General features: G+C 73.7%; 14 protein-coding genes. 9 read left to right on the forward strand and 5 right to left on the reverse strand.

Annotated features, from left to right (window positions below):
* Positions 1-58: 58 nt before the first annotated feature.
* The 4 genes from GQS52_RS18280 to GQS52_RS18295 form a co-directional block, all read right to left on the reverse strand.
* Complete coding sequence (locus GQS52_RS18280; protein WP_182314445.1) at positions 59-1,522, reverse strand: FtsX-like permease family protein; 1,464 nt, start codon at positions 1,520-1,522, stop codon at positions 59-61.
* Positions 1,519-2,283, reverse strand: coding sequence for an ABC transporter ATP-binding protein (locus GQS52_RS18285; RefSeq protein WP_182314446.1), 765 nt, complete (start codon positions 2,281-2,283; stop codon positions 1,519-1,521). Before GQS52_RS18285 ends, GQS52_RS18280 begins: the two co-directional genes overlap by 4 nt.
* On the reverse strand, positions 2,280-2,864 hold the full coding sequence (locus GQS52_RS18290) for a PadR family transcriptional regulator (protein WP_182314447.1): 585 nt from the start codon (positions 2,862-2,864) through the stop codon (positions 2,280-2,282). Before GQS52_RS18290 ends, GQS52_RS18285 begins: the two co-directional genes overlap by 4 nt.
* Before the next feature lie 140 nt (positions 2,865-3,004).
* Entirely contained in the window at positions 3,005-6,532 is a 3,528-nt protein-coding gene (locus tag GQS52_RS18295; RefSeq protein WP_182316546.1) for a beta-N-acetylglucosaminidase domain-containing protein, read from the reverse strand.
* A 209-nt stretch (positions 6,533-6,741) separates the two neighbouring features.
* Here GQS52_RS18295 and GQS52_RS18300 point away from each other — a divergent pair, with 209 nt between their 5' ends.
* The 9 genes from GQS52_RS18300 to GQS52_RS18340 all read left to right on the forward strand — a co-directional run bounded on the left by GQS52_RS18300 (position 6,742) and on the right by GQS52_RS18340 (position 16,301).
* Positions 6,742-8,187, forward strand: coding sequence for an amidase (locus GQS52_RS18300; RefSeq protein ID WP_346268252.1), 1,446 nt, complete (start codon positions 6,742-6,744; stop codon positions 8,185-8,187).
* Positions 8,188-8,284: 97 nt separating this feature from the next.
* Positions 8,285-8,581, forward strand: coding sequence for a hypothetical protein (locus GQS52_RS18305; protein ID WP_182314448.1), 297 nt, complete (start codon positions 8,285-8,287; stop codon positions 8,579-8,581).
* On the forward strand, positions 8,581-10,728 hold the full coding sequence (gene malQ / locus GQS52_RS18310) for a 4-alpha-glucanotransferase (RefSeq protein WP_182314449.1): 2,148 nt from the start codon (positions 8,581-8,583) through the stop codon (positions 10,726-10,728). Before GQS52_RS18305 ends, malQ begins: the two co-directional genes overlap by 1 nt.
* Positions 10,729-10,885: 157 nt before the next feature.
* Positions 10,886-11,125 (forward strand): hypothetical protein, encoded by a 240-nt coding sequence (locus GQS52_RS18315; protein ID WP_182314450.1) that lies wholly within the window; start codon positions 10,886-10,888, stop codon positions 11,123-11,125.
* A 733-nt stretch (positions 11,126-11,858) separates the two neighbouring features.
* Entirely contained in the window at positions 11,859-12,641 is a 783-nt protein-coding gene (locus tag GQS52_RS18320) for a helix-turn-helix transcriptional regulator (RefSeq protein ID WP_259371147.1), read from the forward strand.
* Positions 12,638-12,844: a DUF397 domain-containing protein gene (locus GQS52_RS18325; RefSeq protein ID WP_182314452.1), complete on the forward strand. Its 207-nt coding sequence runs from the start codon at positions 12,638-12,640 to the stop codon at positions 12,842-12,844. The genes GQS52_RS18320 and GQS52_RS18325 overlap by 4 nt, the downstream gene beginning before the upstream one ends.
* An 824-nt stretch (positions 12,845-13,668) precedes the next feature.
* The gene (locus tag GQS52_RS18330; RefSeq protein ID WP_182314453.1) at positions 13,669-14,004 is read left to right on the forward strand and encodes a WXG100 family type VII secretion target; all 336 of its coding nucleotides are present in this window, start codon (positions 13,669-13,671) and stop codon (positions 14,002-14,004) included.
* Positions 14,005-14,020: 16 nt separating this feature from the next.
* A complete protein-coding gene (locus tag GQS52_RS18335; RefSeq protein WP_259371148.1) occupies positions 14,021-15,748 on the forward strand; it encodes an alpha/beta hydrolase family protein in 1,728 nt (575 codons plus the stop codon).
* Positions 15,741-16,301 carry a hypothetical protein gene (locus tag GQS52_RS18340; RefSeq protein WP_182314455.1) on the forward strand — a complete coding sequence of 187 codons (561 nt, stop codon included), beginning with the start codon at positions 15,741-15,743 and terminating at the stop codon, positions 16,299-16,301. Before GQS52_RS18335 ends, GQS52_RS18340 begins: the two co-directional genes overlap by 8 nt.
* A gap of 117 nt (positions 16,302-16,418) precedes the next feature.
* Here the strand turns inward: GQS52_RS18340 and pepN are convergent, their stop codons facing one another.
* Positions 16,419-18,992 carry an aminopeptidase N gene (pepN, locus tag GQS52_RS18345; protein WP_182314456.1) on the reverse strand — a complete coding sequence of 858 codons (2,574 nt, stop codon included), beginning with the start codon at positions 18,990-18,992 and terminating at the stop codon, positions 16,419-16,421.
* Positions 18,993-19,032: the final 40 nt, after the last annotated feature.

Genomic DNA, 19,032 nt, shown 5'->3' on the forward strand with positions numbered 1-19,032 from the left:
CGGCCCGGGACCGCACCCCCGTGGCGGTCCCGGGCCGGGCGGCTGCCGGCGTCGCGGCCTACTCGAAGCGCAGCTCCGCCGGATGCACGCTGCGGCGCAGCAGCGGGAAGACCGCCGCGGTCGCGGCCAGGCAGGCGGCCACGGCGACGGCCACCGCGATCGCCGGGCCGAAGAGCGGCAGCGGGTACATCCCCGTCGAGACGGGCACCAGGTAGCCGTAGCTGCCAACCCCGGCCAGCACCAGCGCCGGGACCAGGGGCAGTGCCGTCTGCCACAGCAGGGCGCGGCGCAGCACGGAGGCCGGCACCCCCGCGGCGACCTGCGCCGCCAGGGTCCGCCGCTGCTCGGTCACGGACTCCACCCAGCCGACCAGCAGCCCGCCCGCGCCCACGGCCAGGGCCACGGCCAGGGCGAGGAGCGCCAGGCCGAAAGCGGCCCCGTAGTACGGGTCGGGCTCCTCTCCCGGGTTCATGGCGGCCAGCCCTTCCAGGACCGACTCCCGCACCCCCAGCGTGCCCGCGCCGACGAGGGTGCACAGCACCAGGGCGGCGTGGGTGCGGGCGCCGGCCCACGGGTCGGCCTCCAGGCGGCGGCCGGCCAGGAGCAGCGCGGCGCTGTTCCCGCGACGGGCCGCGAACCGGCCCAGGACGAGGGAGAAGACCGCCGTGCTGGTCAGCAGCCCGACGACGAAGCAGACCAGGCACAGCAGGAGCGCGGCGAAAGGAGGTTTCGCGCTGTCGCGCGTCAGCGCCGTCAGCGGCACCGCGGCCACGGCGGAGGCCGGGAGCAGCAGCAGGATCCACGGGCTCGGCACACGGCGCGGCGCGCGGCGGGCAGTGCCCAGCGGGGCGGTGGAGACGCGGCGCAGCGCCAGGCGGGTGGTGAGGCCGCCGAGCAGCGCCACCGCGAGGACGGCGGCCACCGCCCAGCCCCAGGAGAACGGCACGTCGGTGGGGTAGAGGAGCCGTTCGATCACGTGCGTCGAGCCGAACATGTCGGTGCCGCCCCGGCCTCCCTGCGCCTCCGGAGGAATGTCCAGGCGGAGGGGCCCGGGGTTCGCGGCGTCCAGCACCGCCCGCACGGCGAGGAACAGGCCTGTGCCGGCGGTCGCACCCGCGCCGCCGACCAGCGCGGTCTCCCCGGCGGCGATCCGGTGCACCTGCGCCGGGGACGCGCCGGTCAGCCGCAGGGCGGCGAACCGCTGCTCCCTGCGGGCCGCGCCCAGCCGGGCGCACTGGCCGACGAAGGTCAGGACGGGGACCAGCAGGAGCAGGAAGGCCACGACGAGGCCGCGGCGCGACCCCGGGTCGCTCAGCAGTTCGGAGGAGTACTGGCGGGCCCAGCCCGGTGCCGCGGCGTCCTGCGGGTTCCAGTCGGCCTCGATCCGGGCCACGGTGATCGCGCACAGGACGAAGACGGTGCCAAGGGCGGCGCCGAGGGCGGTCAGGGCGAGCCGCCACCACTCGCGGCGGTCGGCGCCGCCCAGCAGCAGCCGGGCGACGGTGAGGTCGGCGCGGGTCACGCGTCCTCCCCGGTGCGACGGGCCGCGGCGCCGCCCGTCGCGGAGGCCGCGGCGGGCGGGCCGGACCTGCCGGACGGGTCGTGGACGGTGCCGTCGAGGACTGTGACCTCGCGCTCGGCGAAGGCGGCGGTCCTGGCGTCGTGGGTGACCAGCAGCAGCGCCGTGCCGGACTCCCGGACGGCGTGCACCAGGGCGGTCATCACCTGCTCGGCGGCGAGGGAGTCCAGTGCGCCGGTGGGTTCGTCGGCGAAGACGGCCCTCGGGCCGGTGACCAGGGCACGGGCGAGCGCCACGCGCTGCGCCTGGCCGCCGGACATCTCGCCGGGACGCAGGCCGGCCTGCCCGCGCACGCCGAACCGCTCCAGCCAGGCGCCGGCCGTCTCCTGCGCCTCCTTGCGGCGGGCCCCGCCGAGCAGCAGCGGCAGCGCGGTGTTGTCCAGGGCGGTCAGCTCCGGGACGAGCTGCCCGAACTGGAAGACGATTCCGAATTCGGTGCGGCGCAGGGCGGAGCGGCGTTCCTCCGGGAGGGTGTCCAGCCGTTCGCCGTCGAGGCGGACCTCGCCGCTGTCCGGGCGCAGGATGCCTGACATGCAGTGCAGCAGGCTGGACTTGCCGCTGCCGCTGGGCCCGGTGACGGCGACGGTCTCGCCGGCGGAGACGGTCAGCGAGGCCCCGCGCAGGGCCGGGGTGGCCCCGTGGGACAGGTGCAGTCCGCGGGCCGCCAGCAGGGGCGCGGCGGACGCGGTGGGAGAGGCGCTCATGGGGCCTGGACCTCCTGGGCCAGTGCGTCGAGGCGCTGGGCGGCGTCCGCCATCCAGCGCAGGTCGGCGTCGAGGTGGGACAGGGCGTAGTCGGCGGAGAGCACGGTCGACAGGTCGGCCCCGGGGGCGGTCTTGACGGCGGTCAGCTCGCGCATGCGCGCCATGTGGGCGGCGCGCTGGGCGTGCAGGTAGGCGGCGGGGTCGGGGGCGGGGGCGTCGTCGCCGCCCTGCCGCCCGGCGCCGCCGGCCCGGTCCGCGCCGGACAGCAGGGCCACCACGACCTTGGTGAAGATCTCGTTGGCGACGAAGGGTGCGGGCGGGGCGACCTCGGCCAGCCACCGGTGGAGGGTCCGTGCGCCCTCCTCGGTGCGCCGGTACGTCGTCCGTTCGGGGCCGCCGTCGGACTCGGAGCCCTCCACCTCGGCGAGGCCGTCGCGGACCATCCGCTGGAGGGTCGAGTAGACCTGCCCGTAGGCGAGGGGGCGGGCCTGGGGGAAGCGTTCGTCGTGCCGCCGCTTGAGGTCGTACCCGTGACTGGGGCCCGCGGCGAGGAGGCCCAGCAGCACGTGACTGGTGGACATGAAGATCACTGTACACCGAGTGTATGTATCGAGTGAATAGTTGGACGTGGGGACCCGCGGGGACCTGCGAGGGCCCGCGAACGCCCGGAGCCCGCACCGGCGGACCGGTGCGGGCTCCGGGCGCCGGCGCGCCCCGGGCGTCAGTCGGCGACGGGGAACGCCTCGACGGAGAAGAGGGAGTAGCCGTACTTGGTGGCCCGCTCCACGCCCTGGACGCGCAGGTAGCGGGTGCCGGGGGCGTCCATGCGGATCTGCTCGGTGCCGCCCCGGCCGTCGCGGACCACCGCCGCGGTCGACCAGGTGCGGCCGTCCGCGGAGGTCATGATCCGGTAGCCGGAGGCGTACGCGTCCTGCCAGCGCAGCACGACCTTGCCGATCCGCTCCTCGCGCCCGAGGTCCACCTGTACCCAGGAGCCGTCCTCGGCCGGGGAGGACCAGCGGGTGGACGGGTCGCCGTCGGAGACGGCGGAGGCGGGGAAGTCGTCGGTCTCGTCGGCGGAGGAGGTCGCGGCGGCGCCCAGGGCCAGGTCCTGCCCGGTGGTCCTCGGGTACGCCCGCACCGTCACCTGCTGCCGCACGGTGCGCCCGTCGACGGTGAAGCCCACCGGCACCGTGTACTCGCCGGAGGGGGTGTCCTTCGGCACCGAGATCTCCACCGCGGCGGTCAGCCGGCCGCCCCGCTGCAGCACCACGCGGCCCGGGGTCTTCGCCTCGATGCCCTTCGGGGCCTTCGCCGACATCCTGCCGCGGGCGGCGTCCGCGCGGGTCGCCTCCAGTTCGGCCTCCACCCGCACCGGCCTTCCGCCGATCTCGGCGTCGACCGTGGTGCGGTCCAGCTTCATCCGGGCGGCGGGGGCGTCGGCGAACCACGGCACCATCTCGTGCACGGCCGGGGGCTCGGCGCCCTGCGCCCACACCAGCCGCATCGCGTCCGCGCGCACGCCGCCCGCGGCCAGCTCCGTCCAGCCCTGCCCCAGCCCGCCGAGGCGGCGCCAGGAGCCGTCCTCGGTGCGCACCTGCACGGACGCCGAGGAGTGCGGGCCGGGGCCGGACAGCACGGTCACCTTGTCCAGCGGCCGCACCGCGCCGAACTCGACGCTCAGGGCGCCGGCGGCCCGCGTGGCGGCCCGGTAGGCGGTCTCGGGGTCGCCGTCGGTGGCGGCCGCGGGGGAGGAGCCGGCCGCCGCGGGCGGCGCGGCGACCCGCCCGGACGAGCGGGCCGACTCCGCCGCCGTCACCGCGAAGGAGCGCACGGCCACCGCGTTCGGCTGGGTGCTCAGGGCCCGCACCCGCAGGTGGCGGGCCTGCGCGCCCTCGGGCAGGGAGAACGCCACGGTCCTGCGGCCGTGGAAGGTGCCCGCCCGCTTCCAGTCCGAGCCGGTCGCGGAGTACTCCAGCACCCCGTGGCGCAGGTAGTCGTCGTCGGCCGCGGAACCGTCGCCGGAGCCCATCTCCACGCGCACCCGGCCGACCCGCTGCACCGACCCCAGGTCGACGCCGAAGGAGTCCCCCTCCTCGGGCGGGCTGTCGGTCCAGTAGAACGTCGAACCGCGCCCGTCCAGCATCAGCGCGGGGGAGGAGGCGCGGGCCGACCCCATGGTGCTGGTGGCCGTGCGGCCGTCCGGCCGCACGCCGGTCCAGCCGTCGGCCTCCCGGGCCGCCCGGTCCAGGAACGGGTCGAGCACCCCGTCGCCGACCGTCGCGGAGGACGCGGAGATCGCCGCGGCGGTCTTCTGCAGCACCAGCTGCGCCTGCCAGCCCCCGGCGCCGTCGCCCCTGCGCTGGGCCGCCAGCATGTCCACGGCGGCCTCCCCGGCCCTGCCGTACCGCGACAGCTGCGCCAGCCAGGGACGGGCCTCGCTCTCCAGGGCGCCCCCCGCCACCCGGCCCAGCCGGTCCGGGGCGGACCGCATCGTGGTGAAGGCGGCCCTGAGCCTGCCGGCCGCCCGCTCGAACCGCCTGTCGTCGGAACCGCCGCGCGCCGCCCAGAACTCCTTGATCAGGGGGCGCAGGTAGGACGACTCGGCGGTGCCCAGGGCCGAGGACGCCTGGTGGGAGGCGAGCACCTCCAGCGCCTCGCGGCCGGCGCCGCTGCCCGCGGCCAGGTCCGCGACGGCCGCCTCCCACGAGGCGTCGGGCCGGTAGGCGCGCGGGTTCCAGGCGTAGTCGGCCACCGTGAACAGCGCGATCCGGGAGGCGGCCGGCTGCTGCATGGCGTTGGCGAGCAGGCCGGCGGAGGCGGCCGCGACCGCCGGGTCGCGGCCGGTGTAGGGGCCGAGGAAGAGCCGGTCCTCCGCGTAGTCGTTGACCGGGTAGTTGTCCATGGTCAGCAGCGGGTGCCCGAACGCCTCGCGGGCCTTCGACAGCTGGGTGCCGGTGATCCTCTCCGGGACCACGCCGACGCCGGTCCAGGCCACCTGCACCCGCCCGTCCAGGTTCTCGGCCAGCGCGGTCCGGTACTTGGTCGCACCGGCCTGGTAGTACTCGGTCGGCATCAGCGACAGCGGCGGGGCCGAGGGGTGCTTCGCGCGCAGGTGGGCCGAGAGCGCGTTCGCCACCTGGGCCTGCGCCCGGGCGGCGGCCTGCGGGCCGCTGCCGTAGGCGTGCGAGTCGTCCCCGCAGTGCCACTCGGTGTAGCTGACGTCCTGGAACTGCAGCTGGAACGCGCGCACACCCGCGTCCCACAGCTGGTCCACCTTGCGCCTGAGCGCCTCGGAGTCCTCGGGGGAGGAGAAGCACAGCGACTGGCCGGGGGAGACCGCCCAGGCCAGCGTCACGTGGTTGGCCCCCGCCCTCCGGGCCAGCTCGCGCATCCTCTCCAGCTCCTCAGCCGGGTAGGGGTCGCGCCAGCGGGCCTGGCGGTAGGGGTCGTCACCGGGCGCGTACAGGTAGAGGTTCTGCTTGGTGCGGCCCATGAAGTCCAACTGCTCCAGGCGCTCCCGGTGGGTCCACGGCTCCCCGTAGAAGCCCTCGACCAGGCCGCGCACCGGCGCCGACGGCCAGTCGCGCACCACCACCTTCGGGAAGCCGCGCCCGCCGCCGGTGACGCCGGTCAGCTGACGCAGCGTCTGCACGGCGTGGAACAGGCCGTCCCCGCCGACGCCATGCATCGCCACCACGTCCCGGCCGGCCGTCCGACCGGCCGCCAGCAGGTAGCCGCCTGACGGCAGGTCGCCCCGCTCCGGGGCGTCCAGCGCGGCCAGGACGGCGTCGGCCCGCGCCCCGCCCGCGTACACCAGCAGGCCGTCGTCGGGGACGGCGCCGTTCGGGCCGACCGTGGAGACCTCCGCCGCACCGGCCGACCGCAGGACCTCCCGCAGCGCCTCCAGGGAGTGCCGGTCGGCCTCGCGGGCGGCGACCACGGTGACCCGGGGGGTCACGGTGACCTCGCCGCCGCGGCGCTGCGCCGACTGCGGACGCGGCCACACCCGCGCCGTCGACGGGGAGTCGCCCTCCTCCACGCCCCCGGCCCCCTCCCCGGGGCCCGGTGGGTCCGAGGCCTCCCGGGCGCCCGTGGAGACCGGATCGGGGACGGCCGAGGCGGACCGGGCGCCGACGGGGGCCGCCGCAGCCCCGGAGGGGGCGCCGAACACGCTGCCGATGACAGCGGCCACCAGGGCCGCCGCGCCCGCCGCCCTGGGCCTGCTCCGCCGCGACTGCACGTACATCTCCTCCGACTGGCTCAAGTACCGCACGCGCGTAGGTCCGAAAGCCCATCACCTGCCCGGCGGGGTGTCAACGACGGTGGATGATATGGCCGTTTTGCCCACCGGGACGGATGCGGCGCACCGGCCGAAAACACCCCGGGAGCCGCCGCGGCCGCCGTACCGCGCCCATGACCCCCGCGGGATCCTGGACGGGGCCTACAGTGGGCGGCGTGGGCGACGAACTTCACCGGATGACGATGCTCCAGCAGGCCGCCGCGATCCGCTCGGGCGACCTCTCCCCGGTCGAGCTGGCCGAGCACTACCTGCGCCGCATCGAGAGGTACGACGACGACCTCGGCGCGTACGTGACCGTCACCGCCGACCGGGCGATGGACGACGCCCGCCGCGCGCAGGAACTCCTGGCCGGCGCGGCGCGGCACGGCGCCCGGGGCGCCGACCGCGGGCTGCCGCCGCTGCTCGGGGTGCCGGTGCCGATCAAGGACCTCACCCCTGTGCCCGGAGTGCGCTTCACCGCCGGCTCCGCCGTCCTGGCCCGCAACGTCGCGCGCCCGGACACCGAGACCCGCGTCGGGCAGCTGCTGCGCGAGGCCGGCACCGTGCTGCTGGGCAAGACCAACACCCCCGAGTTCGGCCTCCCCGCCTACACGGAGAGCGCGGTCGCCCCGCCGGCCCGCACCCCGTACGACACCACCCGCGGAGCGGGCGGCTCCAGCGGCGGCGCGGCGGCGGCCGTCGCCGCCGGCCTGGCCCCGGCCGCGCACGGCAGCGACGGCGGCGGCTCGATCCGCATCCCGGCCTCCTGCTGCGGCGTCGTCGGCCTCAAGCCGAGCCGCGGGCGGGTCAGCCCCGGCCCCTACGGCGACGTCAGCGGCCTGGCGGTCAACGGGCCCATCGCCCGCACCGTCCGCGACGCCGCCGCGCTGCTGGACGTCATGGCCGCGCCCACCCCCGGCGACCCGTTCCCCCTGCCGCCGCCCGAGACCTCCTTCCTGTCCTGGTGCGACAGCGAGCCGCGCGGCCTGCGCATCGCCCGCTGGGCCGACCCCGACCCGCCCGGCGTCACCGTCGACCCGCAGGTCCTGGCCGCCTACGAGAAGACCTCGGAACTGCTGGAACGGCTGGGCCACACCGTGGTCGACGTCCCCCAGCCGCTGGGCCCGCACGACCGCGACGCCTTCACCCCGGTCTGGGCGGCACTGGCCGCCCTCGTCCCGGTCCCCGACGGGCTCGAGGGCGAGCTGCAGCCCCTCAGCCGCTGGCTGCGCGAGCAGGGCCGGGCCGTCACCGGCGTCGGGTACGCCCGGGCCCTGGACGCCATGCAGCGGGCGGGCCGCAGGCTGGGCGCCGCCGTCGCCGGGTACGACGCCGTGCTCACCCCCACCCTCGCGCAGCTCCCGCAGCCCGTCGGAGCACTGCGCGACGACGCGGACCCGGCGGCCGACTTCGCCGCGCAGATCGCCTTCACCCCCTTCACCGCGCCGTGGAACATCGCCGGCCACCCGGCGGTCTCGCTCCCGCTGCACCGGTCCGCGGAGGGCCTGCCGATCGGCATGATGCTGGCCGCGCAGCCCGGCGGCGAGGGGGTGCTCCTCCAGTTGGCCGCCCAGCTGGAGACCGCCCTGCCGTGGAGCGACCACCGGCCGCCGCAAACGTGAGTCGCGTCACGGGACGGGTCCGATCGTGGCTGCCCCCGCACCTGCGTGGGTAGGAATGGTGCGTTCACACGACGTCGAGCCCTACGGAGACCCCGAAGTGGCCGTTCCCGCCGACCTACTGGTGTCCGCTCTGTCCAACACGCCGGAAATCCCGGAGAGTCGCCGGCCGTGCGACTACGGTGACGAAGTGGACTCCTCGCACGGCTCCCCCGAGCCGCCCCTGACCTCGGAGCCCGCGTTCGCCGAGGACACCCCGCTCACCAGCGAGGCGCCGCTGGCGGACGAGGTCCCCCTGACCAGTGAGCCGCCCGCCGTCGGCCGGATGCACGCCGACGAGTCCTGGAGCGAGGAACTCACCGAGCCGATGGAGCACACGGAGCCGACGGAGGTCTGATGACCCGACCCGACGGGGGAACGCACGGGGGGACGCACGGAGGACGGGGCGCGGCGGCGGGCGGGGGCTGCGGTCCCGCCCTGGCCGAACTGGCCGCCCGCCACGGCGTGGACACCCGGTTCCGGCCCTTCCCGGACCGGCCGGCGGGCGTCCCCCCGGAGACGGTGGTCGCGGTCCTCGGCGCCCTGGGCGTCGACGCGACCACACCCGGCGCGGTCCGGGCCGCCCTCGCCCGCCACGACGAGCAGGCCGCCGAACGCCTGCTGCCGCCCTGCGCCGTCGCACGGACCGGCACGGGCGCCCGCGGCCGCCCGCCGGTGCCCCCGGGCACCGCCCTGCACGTCACCCTCGAGGACGGCACCTCCCGCGAGTGGGACGGCACCGACGGGCTGCCGCCCGGCCGCCACCGCCTGACCGCCCGCGCCCCCGACGGCCGCACCGACACCGCCCCCCTGATCGTCGCCCCGCCCCGGCTGCCCGGGCCCCCGCGGCGCGGACACGGCCTGATGGTGCAGCTGTACTCGCTGCTGTCGCAGCGCTCCTGGGGCATGGGCGACCTCGGCGACCTGGCCGACCTGGCCTCCTGGGCCGGCCGCCGCCTGGGCTCGGACTTCCTCCAGATCAACCCGCTGCACGCGGCCGTGCCCGCCGCCGGCGGGGCCCCCACCGACCCCTCCCCCTACCGGCCCTCCTCCCGCCGCTTCGCCGACCCGGTCCACCTGCGCGTCGAGGACGTCCCCGAGTTCGCCCTGCTGCGCGGCACCGACCGCGAGCGCGCCGGGGCGCTGCTGGAGCGGGCCGACAACCTGCGCGAGTCCGTGCTGCGCAAGGGCGCGCTCATCGACCGCGACGCGGTGTGGGCGCTGAAGCGGGAAGCCCTCCACCTGCTGCGCCGCGTCCCCCTCGGCCCCGGCCGCACCGCCGAGTACCTCGACTTCCTCGCCGAGCAGGGCCGGTCCCTGGACGACCACGCCACCTGGTGCGCACTCGCCGAGGCCCACGGCCCCGACTGGCGCACCTGGCCGGCCGGCCTGCGCGACCCCCGCTCCGGGCAGACCGCCCGCGCCCGTCAGGAACGCCGCGAGGAGGTCGACTTCCACCGCTGGCTGGCCTGGCTCGTCCACGGCCAGCTGGTCGCGGCACAGCGCACCGCCCGGCAGGCCGGCATGGCCGTCGGCATCGTCCACGACCTGGCGGTGGGCGTGCACCCGCACGGCTCCGACGCATGGGCGCTCCAGGACGAACTGGCCGCCGGCATGTCGGTGGGCGCCCCGCCGGACGCCTTCAGCCCCCACGGCCAGGACTGGGGACTGCCGCCCTGGCGGCCCGACGCCCTGGCCGCCCGCGCCTACGCCCCCTACGGCGAGCTGCTGCACAACCTGCTGCGGTACGCCGGCGGCCTGCGCGTCGACCACGTGATGGGGCTGTTCCGCCTGTGGTGGGTGCCCGAGGGCAGGCCGCCGACCGAGGGCGCCTACGTCCGCTACGACGCCGACGCCATGCTGGGCGTCCTCGCCCTGGAGGCCCACCGGGCCGGGGCCGTCGTGGTGGGGGAGGACCTCGGCACGGTCGAGCCCGGAGTGCGCGAGGAACTGGCCGGCCGGGGGATCCTGGGCACCTCCGTGCTCTGGTTCGAACGCGACCACGACGGCGACGGCGCGCCCCTGCCCCCCAGGGCGTGGCGCGACGACTGCCTGGCCACCGCGACCACCCACGACCTGCCCAGCACCGCGGCCCGCCTGACCGGCGAGCACGTCGGCCTGCGGCACCGCCTCGGCCTGCTGGCCCGGCCCCTGGCGGAGGAGCAGGAGGAGGCCGCCGCCGAGGTCGCCGAGTGGATCACCGTCCTGGAACGGCTGGGGCTGCTGCCCGAGGGGCGGGCCGGGGACGAGGAGGAGGTGGTGCGGGCCGTGCACCGGTTCCTCCTGCGCACCCCGGCGCGGATGGTCGGCGTCTGGCTGCCGGACGCGGTCGGCGACCGCCGCCCGCAGAACCTCCCCGGCACCTGGGACCAGTACCCCAACTGGCGGCTGCCGGTCGCCGACGCGCAGGGCCGCCCGGTCACCCTGGAACAGCTCGCCGCCTCCCCCCGGCTGCAGGCCCTGGCCGACGAACTGCGCCGATTGCCCACCGGCACGCCCCACTGACCGGCGGGGCCGGCTGACCGGCGGGGCCGGACCCGATCCGTCCGGCCCCGCCGGCCGTCACCCGCCCCGCCCTCCCGCGGGGGCGCCGGGGCAGCATCCCTCCCGACACGGGTACCCCGGTCGCGCGCGCCGCGGAGGCGTTCGCTACGTTAAAGGCGTGGTCAACAAGAACGCCCTGCGAGCAGGCACCGTCTCCGCTGCCGCGACGCTGATGCTGCTGATGTCGTCCCCCGCGTTCGCGCTCATGCGCGACGACGGCGACGACCCGGGTCCGGGCCTGAGCGCCGTCGAGACGCTCGGCCTCTACGTCGTGGCGCCGATCGTGGCCTTCCTGGTCATCACCGGCCTCGTGATGGTCACCAGCAAGTCCGACAAGGCCGTGAAGACCGGCAAGTAGGGCCCCGGCCCCACCGGCCGGCGTCCTCCGCCGGCCGACGGAGGCTGCGTCCTGCCCGGAAGCGCCCCCGGTGCCCCGAAGCGCCGAGGGGCGCTCTGTCATGCCCGTCCCCGGGTATCAGCCAGCCCCGCGCCCGGTGCCCTGCCCGCCCGGCGTCAGTCCAGCCGGAGCTCCCGGTGCGCGGTCCCGCAGGCAGTAGGAGCCGGAGGACTCCGCCTCCACCGCGACCGGCATCTCCTTCGTGCCGCCGACCGTGCGCACCAAGTCGTCCCCGCCCGTGTTCTGCGGCCCGTTCAGTTCCGGTACGTGACGGCGAACCCGTACGCCCAACCGTCCGGCTTCCGGTGCAGTTCGCCGACGGTCACCTCGAATCCGTCCTCGTACCGCGCAGTGCCGCCGGGGCCCGACGGGTCGTATGCGCTTCCGTGGCCTTCTCCGACCTGCCGTCCGTGTCCAGCTCCTTCTCGAACTCGGACAGATCCCGCATGCCCGGCCCCACCGGTCCGGCGAAGACGGTTGGCGCTGCCGTGCAACCGATGCGGGCGTACGTGGGTGGTTGTAGGGCTGCTTGGGACGGGGCGTCGGGGTTGTGAGGCGTGTCCTTCTCAGGGCTGGTCGGTTGGTCGTGGGGGAGGCCGTGCGAGGAAGTGCGGTCCGGGAACGACGGAGGTGCAGGCCGGTGGCTGGTGCGGGGCGACCTGATCAACCGGAGGGGGACGGCTCGGGGGCCTTCCTGAGGTGTTTCGGCAGGCAGGTGAAGCTCTTCCGGGAGCGGGCAGGGTGGACGCAGGCGCAGTTGGGTGCGCGGATGGGCTACGGGGAGGACATGGTCGCGGCGGTGGAACAGGCCCGCCGCATCCCGAAGCCGGAGTTCGTAGACCGTGCGGACGAGGCCCTTGCCGCCGAAGGTGTGTTGTCCGCGATGAAGGAGGAGGTGGCGCGGGCCCGCTATCCGGCGTTCTTCCGGGACTACGCACGGCTTGAGACGGAGGCGGTGGAGGTGCACGCATACGCCGGCCAAGCTGTGCCTGGTCTTCTGCAGACGGAGGAGTACGCACGAGCGGTCTTCCAGATGTGGCGTCCTCAGCTGGACGAGGAGACGGTCGAGCAGCGGGTGGCTGCTCGTATGGCTCGCCAGGAACTCTTCTCCCGAAGAGCGGCACCGTCCCTGAGCTTCGTGATCGAAGAGGTTGTTCTGAAGCGTCCCTTCGGCGGGAAGCATGTCCTGCAGGGCCAACTGGAACAGCTACTGCTGGCCGGCCGACGTCGCAACGTGGAGATTCAGGTCATGCCCACGGACCGGGAGGACAACGCTGGGGTGGACGGACCGTTCACCCTGGTGACTCCCGGCGACGGGGAGCAGCTTGCATACCTCGAAGGGCAAGGACGTAGCACTCTGGTCACGAGGCGAGCGGAAGTCCGCGGGATTGCGCTCCGATATGGAATCATCCGGGCACAGGCTCTCACCCCTCGGGAGTCTCTCGTCCTCATCGAGAAGTTGCTGGGAGAGCGATGAACATCGAGGAGCCCGTAGCCCGTGGGGCGGAGCCGGCCTGGTTCAAGAGCAGCTACAGCGGTGGCGCGGGTGGTGAGTGCGTCGAGGTGGCTGCCGGTCGCGGTGTCGTCCGTGTCCGGGACTCGAAGGACACGGCGGGGCCGGTGCTCGCCTTCTCTCCCGAAGAGTGGGCAGCATTCGTGGAGTTCGCCGCACGGGGCTGAACAACCACCGAGCGACGGGTCGGTACCGGTGGTCGGCCGGTACTGGAGGAGGGCTTCGTAGCGAAGTGATGTGCTCTGCCGCGCGTCGCCCCCGCCCGTCTTGGTGCCTTTGGGGCACAAGCCGGTCAAACCGCGAACCAGGTCAACGGCCACGCCCGTTAGCATGCCCGCTCCAGGGAGCCCCTGATGTCTGCCACGGCGACGGCCTGTTTAGCCTTGACGACCCCTACTGCGGGGATCGGAATACCTCACCGCACCTGAGGCAGCCGTGTTCGCCACGTGGCTGCGCAGCGCAGTCCTGGACCCTGCCGCGCCGGTCGAATACGCCGTCGAACAGGCGCTGCAGACAGAAGAGATCGAACAACCCTGGCAGCGCCTGCCGAGCACGCCCGGACAGATCCACGGCGTCCTGACCGGTTTTGTCCAGGCGATCCTGGACCGAAGAGCTCTGAAGATCCCGGACAGGGGCCCGATGAGGTTGTCCTCGGTGTGCTTCTGTGCGCCCGGGGGGCCTGAGCGGGGAGTCCAGCACCGCGGTGCAGCCGATGCAGGCCCATCGTCTCGTCCGGGCGGTGTCGGTGAGCTGGAATTCGCCTGCCCACATGCGGGCCGACGCCGGGAAGGCGGTTCCGGCTCTCCTGGGCGTTGTTGCCTGCACCCACCTGAGTGCTCCGGCCGCCAGCGGACCGCCGCCGGCCGGAGACCTGGAACCAGGCGCTTCCAGGTCGGCACTCAACGGCAGGAACCGCTCCGCCGGCCATGCAGCACCGGCTAGGGTGAGTGGCCGTTGATACCAGTGGTGCCGATGTTCAACGGGGGTTGACATGACGGACGGTACGAAGGTCACCGCATCCTCGCTCCGCTCCGCGGCTGCGGTGGGGACCGATCTGAAGCAGAGCGTGCAGACCGGGATCCAGGAGCTGGACGCCGTGCAGGAATCCGTACCCGGGCACACCCGGGGCTTCGCCTTCGCAACTGCGCTGAGCACCGTGCACACCTCCTGGAAGAACCGCTTGGGGGACGTCCGGGACGAGTGCGGTGCGGTTGCCCGGGCACTGCGCTCCTCGGCGGACAACTACGAGGAGAACGAGGAACAGACCAAGTCCTCGTTCACACCGTCGTCCACCGGTCGCCCCGCCGTTGCCTCCCCGTTCGGGTGATGCGGTCGTGGTGACCATGCGACAGTTACAGGACCTCAACCTCTCCTCGGTGGACAAGGCGGCCGACGAATGGGGCCGCATGATGGCCCGTCTGGGAGCCGGCCAGGACCGGGTGGACCGCGAGATGTCGGCGAAGCTGCGCAACGCCTGGGGCGGTACGGCCGCCAAGACGGCCATGGACCGGCTGGACCGACTGAGCCAGAACTTCCAGTACGGCTACCAGGAGTCCGGTTACGTCCGCACGCTGCTCAACGGCTGCGCCGATGAACTGCGAGTGCAGCAGAAGAATCTCAAAGCGGCTCTGGAAGAGGCCGAGAGCCACAAGTTCACGGTGGACGACACCGGAAAGGTGACCTACCCTCCGATCCCGGAGGAAGAGATCCCCATGCAGCTGGGCACGCCGGACGACGGCCCCGCATGGCAGCACCCGACCCAGGTCCGGGCCCAGGACATCGCCGACCGCATCGCGAAGGCCGTCACCAAGGCCACCGAGATCGACCAGCGGTACGGTACCTCGCTCAAGCAGCTCACCACCGACGACGGTCTGAAGATCAGCGCCGCGACGTGGGCGGACGTGGCCAAGGACCGCAAAGCCATCGGCAAGGACACCGAGGCGGCGCTGGACCTCGCCGGCATTCCCTCGGGCAGCACCCCGGCGCAGAACGCCGCCTGGTGGAAGGGGCTGTCGAAGGAGGACCAGCAGCAGTACCTCGCCCTCCACCCCGAGCGCATCGGCGCCCTCGACGGGCTTCCCTCGGCCGTCCGGGACGACGCGAACCGCGTGGTGCTCCGCACCAGCCGCGGCGAGCTGGAGATGAAGATCGCCGAGCTGAAGAAGAACGAGCCGAAGCAGGAGTTCTACGACGACTGGTGGGTGGTCGGCAGCAACACCGAGCACGACAAGTGGCAGAAGGAACTCGACGAGCTCGAGGGAAAGCGTGACGGGGCCGCGGCAGTCCAGAAGCGCCTCGACCACGCGGGCACGGACGGTCTGCCGGACGCGTACCTTCTGGGCTTCGACACCGACAAGCTGGGCCACGCCGTAGTGGCCAACGGCAACCCCGACACGGCCGACCACACGGCCGTCTTCGTCCCCGGAACCGGGTCCAACCTCGCGGGTGCGGACGGGGACATGAAGCGGATGGCCGACCTGTGGCGGGAGAGCAGCGAGAAGGCGCCCGGACAACAGGTCTCCACCATCACCTGGATCGGCTACGACGCACCGCAGAGCATCGTCCCGGAAGCGATGGACAGGTCCTACGCCGTCGACGGGGCTCCGCGCCTGAACGGGTTTCTCGACGGACTGCAGACGGCACAGGGCGGACCGGATGCGAGCCACACCACGGTCATCGGGCACAGCTACGGCAGCACGACAGTGGGAGCCGCCTCCATGCACGGCGACTTGCCCGCGGACGACATCATCGCAGTGGGAAGCCCCGGCATGCTGGTCGGCGAGGCTGACCAGCTCGACGTGGGTGGGGAACACGTATGGTCCCAGAAGGCCCCGTTGCTGAACGACCAGGTGGCCCTGGGCGGAAAGATCGCCGGCCACGGCGGCCTCGGACCGGACCATGATCTCTGGGACGTCCCCATCGGCAATGTTCCGTCGGACGAGGCGTTCGGAGCCAACAGGATGGCTACCGATTCCCCTGACCACAGCAGCTACTGGGAGCCTGAATCCGTGAGTCTGGAGAATCAGGCGTGGGTGGTTACCGGAAGGTACGACGAGGTGACCGATGGCTGACCGGGTGAGGAAGGCGCGTGCTCCAGGGCGGTTTGGTGGCGCGCTGGTGGGCCTGGTGATTTTGGCGTTGTGCGTGATGGGGTGCGGGAAGATGGACGAACTCGGTTACGAGCCAGAGGTGCGTGATGTCGATGTGGCCCGGCGAGACATCAAGGAGGTGTCGAGCCGGATCCTGGACGCGGTGGCGGTCAAGGGTGGAAAGGTGTCGCCCGCCGGGGCCGGGGTGTCGATCTGCGAGCCGGACCCGGAGCATCTCTACGTGATGCGACACCCGTGGTCGGTGTCCGGGGTGCCGAATGCTGAATTGGAGCGTGGGATGGAGAACCTGCGCGAGCGGCTCCCGGGACTGGGCTGGAAGATCACCGAGTACGGGAGAAACAACAGCAAGGCCAGGAGCCTGCAGATCCGCGCGGAGCATACTGAGAAGCCGTACAAAGTGTCGATCACCTGGGCGAGAGGCGAGAGCGGTGGGGAGCCGTTGATCAGTGTCAGCGTGACCTCGTCGGTGTGTTTTCGTGCCCCCGAGGGGACGGATCTGAGCGGGGAGTACTGATCGGCGGCCCCGGAGTGTCCTGCCACGGGGCTGCTCTGGTCCGACGGGGACGGGGACGGGCCCCCGCCGCGGGTGCGGCGGGGGCCCGTCGGGTGGTGCGGGTGGTGCGGGGGCGGGTCAGCGGTCCGCGGCGGCGCGGTCGGCGGCCCGGGCGTTGAGGGCGCGGGCCACGCCGGCGCGGGACTCGACGACCAGGCGGCGCAGGGCCGGGGCCGGGTCGGCGGAGGCCAGCCAGGCGTCCGTGGCGTCCAGGGTCTCCTGGGAGACCTGGATCGCCGGGTAGAGGCCGACCACGATCTGCTGCGCCATCTCGTGGCTGCGGGTCTCCCACACGCGCTTGACGGCGTCGAAGTACTTCGCCGTGTAGGGCGCCAGCAGTTCGCGCTGGTCGGTCTGGACGAAGCCGCTGATGACGGCCTCCTGCACGGCGTTGGGCAGCTTGTCGTCCTCGACGACGGACGCCCACGCCTCCGCCTTGGCCTGCTCGGTCGGGCGGGCGGCGGTCGCGGTGGCGGCGTGCTGCTCGCCGGCCGAGGTGGCGTCGCGGGCCAGCTCGGCGTCGATCTCGGGCTTGCCGGCCCGGCCGACGGCGGCCAGGCGCTGCAGGAACGCCCAGCGCAGGTCGGTGTCGACGGCCAGGCCGGGGACGGTCTGCGAGCCGTCGAGCAGGCCGGCGAGCAGGTCCAGCTGCTCGTCGGTGCGGGCCGCGGCGGCGAACGCCCGGGCCCAGGCCAGCTGGTGGTCGCTGCCGGGCTCGGCGGCCCGCAGGTGCTCCAGGGCGGCGGCGGTCCAGCGGGCCAGGCCCTCCTCGCGCCACTGCGGGTCGGCGTACAGGTCGAGGGCGAGCTTCACCTGGCGGTGCAGGGACTGCACCACGCCGATGTCGCTCTCGCGGCCGATGCCCTTGAGGACCAGTTCCAGGTAGTCGCGGGTGGCCAGTTCGCCGTCGCGGGTCATGTCCCAGGCGGAGGCCCAGCACAGGGCGCGCGGCAGCGACTCGGTGAAGTCGCCCAGGTGCTCGGTGACGGTGGCCAGCGACTGTTCGTCCAGGCGGACCTTGGCGTAGGACAGGTCGTCGTCGTTGAGCAGGATCACGGCGGGGCGGGGCTTCCCGGCCAGCCGGGGGACGTCGGTGGAGGCGCCGTCGACGTCCAGCTCGATCCGGTCGGTGCGCACCAGCTTCCCGGAGCCGTCCAGGTCGTAGGTGCCGATCGCGATGCGGTGCGGGCGCAGCACGGGTTCGCCCTTGGCGCCCTCGGGCAGGGCCGGGGCCTCCTGGAGGACGGCGAAGGAGGCGATGGTGCCGTCGTCGGCGAGCTCGATGCGCGGGCGCAGGACGTTGATGCCGGCGGTCTCCAGCCACGCCTTCGACCAGGCCTTCAGGTCCCGGCCGCTGGTCTCCTCCAGGGCGCCGAGCAGGTCGGACAGGCGGGTGTTGGACCAGGCGTGGCGCTTGAAGTAGGCCTGCACGCCGCGGAAGAACTCCTCCTCGCCGACGTAGGCCACCAGCTGCTTGAGGACGGAGGCGCCCTTGGCGTAGGTGATGCCGTCGAAGTTGACCAGGACGTCGTCCAGGTCCTTGATCTCGGCCATGATCGGGTGGGTGGACGGCAGCTGGTCCTGCCGGTACGCCCAGGTCTTCATGGAGTTGGCGAAGGTGGTCCAGGCGTGCGGCCAGCGGCTGCCGGGGGCGGCGGCCTGGCAGGCGATGGAGGTGAAGGTGGCGAACGACTCGTTCAGCCACAGGTCGTTCCACCACTCCATGGTGACCAGGTCGCCGAACCACATGTGGGCCAGCTCGTGGAGGATGGTCTCGGCGCGCGTCTCGTAGGCGGCGTCGGTCACCTTGGAGCGGAAGACGTACTGGTCGCGGATGGTGACGGCGCCCGCGTTCTCCATCGCGCCGGCGTTGAACTCCGGCACGAACAGCTGGTCGTACTTGGCGAACGGGTACGGGTGGTCGAACTTCTCCTCGAACCAGTCGAAGCCCTGCCGGGTGACCTCGAAGACCGCGTCGGCGTCCAGGTGCTCGGCCAGCGACGGGCGGCAGTAGATGCCCAGCGGCACGCTGCGGCCCTCGCCCTCCCAGGTGCTGTGCACCGAGTGGTACGGGCCGGCGATCAGCGCGGTGATGTAGGTGGAGATCCGCGGCGTCGGCTCGAAGCGCCACACCCCGTCCTCGGTCTGCGGGGTGGGGGAGTTGGAGATCACCGTCCAGCCCTCGGGGGCCTTGACGGTGAAGGCGAAGGTGGCCTTGAGGTCGGGCTGCTCGAACGAGGCGAACACCCGGCGGGCGTCCGGCACCTCGAACTGGGTGTACAGGTAGGCCTGCTGGTCGACCGGGTCGACGAAGCGGTGCAGGCCCTCCCCGGTGTTGGTGTAGGCGCAGGTGGCGACGACCTTCAGCTCGTTGTGCGCGGCCAGGTCCGGCAGGGCGATCCGGCTGTCGGCGAAGACCTCCGCCGGGTCCAGTGCGGTGCCGTTGAGCACCACCTCCTGCACCGAGGGGGCCACCAGGTCGATGAAGGACGACGTGCCCGGCTCGGAGCAGTCGAAGCGCACCACGGTCGTGGAGGGGAAGGTGCCCCCCTCCTGGGCGCCGCTGATGTCCAGGTCGATCTCGTAGGAGTCGACGGTGAGCAGGCGGGCCCGCTGCTGCGCCTCTTCACGGGTGAGGTTCGTGCCAGGCACGGTAGGCAACTCCTTATGCGTAATGCGTAGGACTGTCCGC

It is taken from the genome of Streptomyces sp. SCUT-3, assembly GCF_014083985.1.
In the GTDB taxonomy this organism is placed as follows: domain Bacteria; phylum Actinomycetota; class Actinomycetes; order Streptomycetales; family Streptomycetaceae; genus Streptomyces_H; species Streptomyces_H thermolineatus.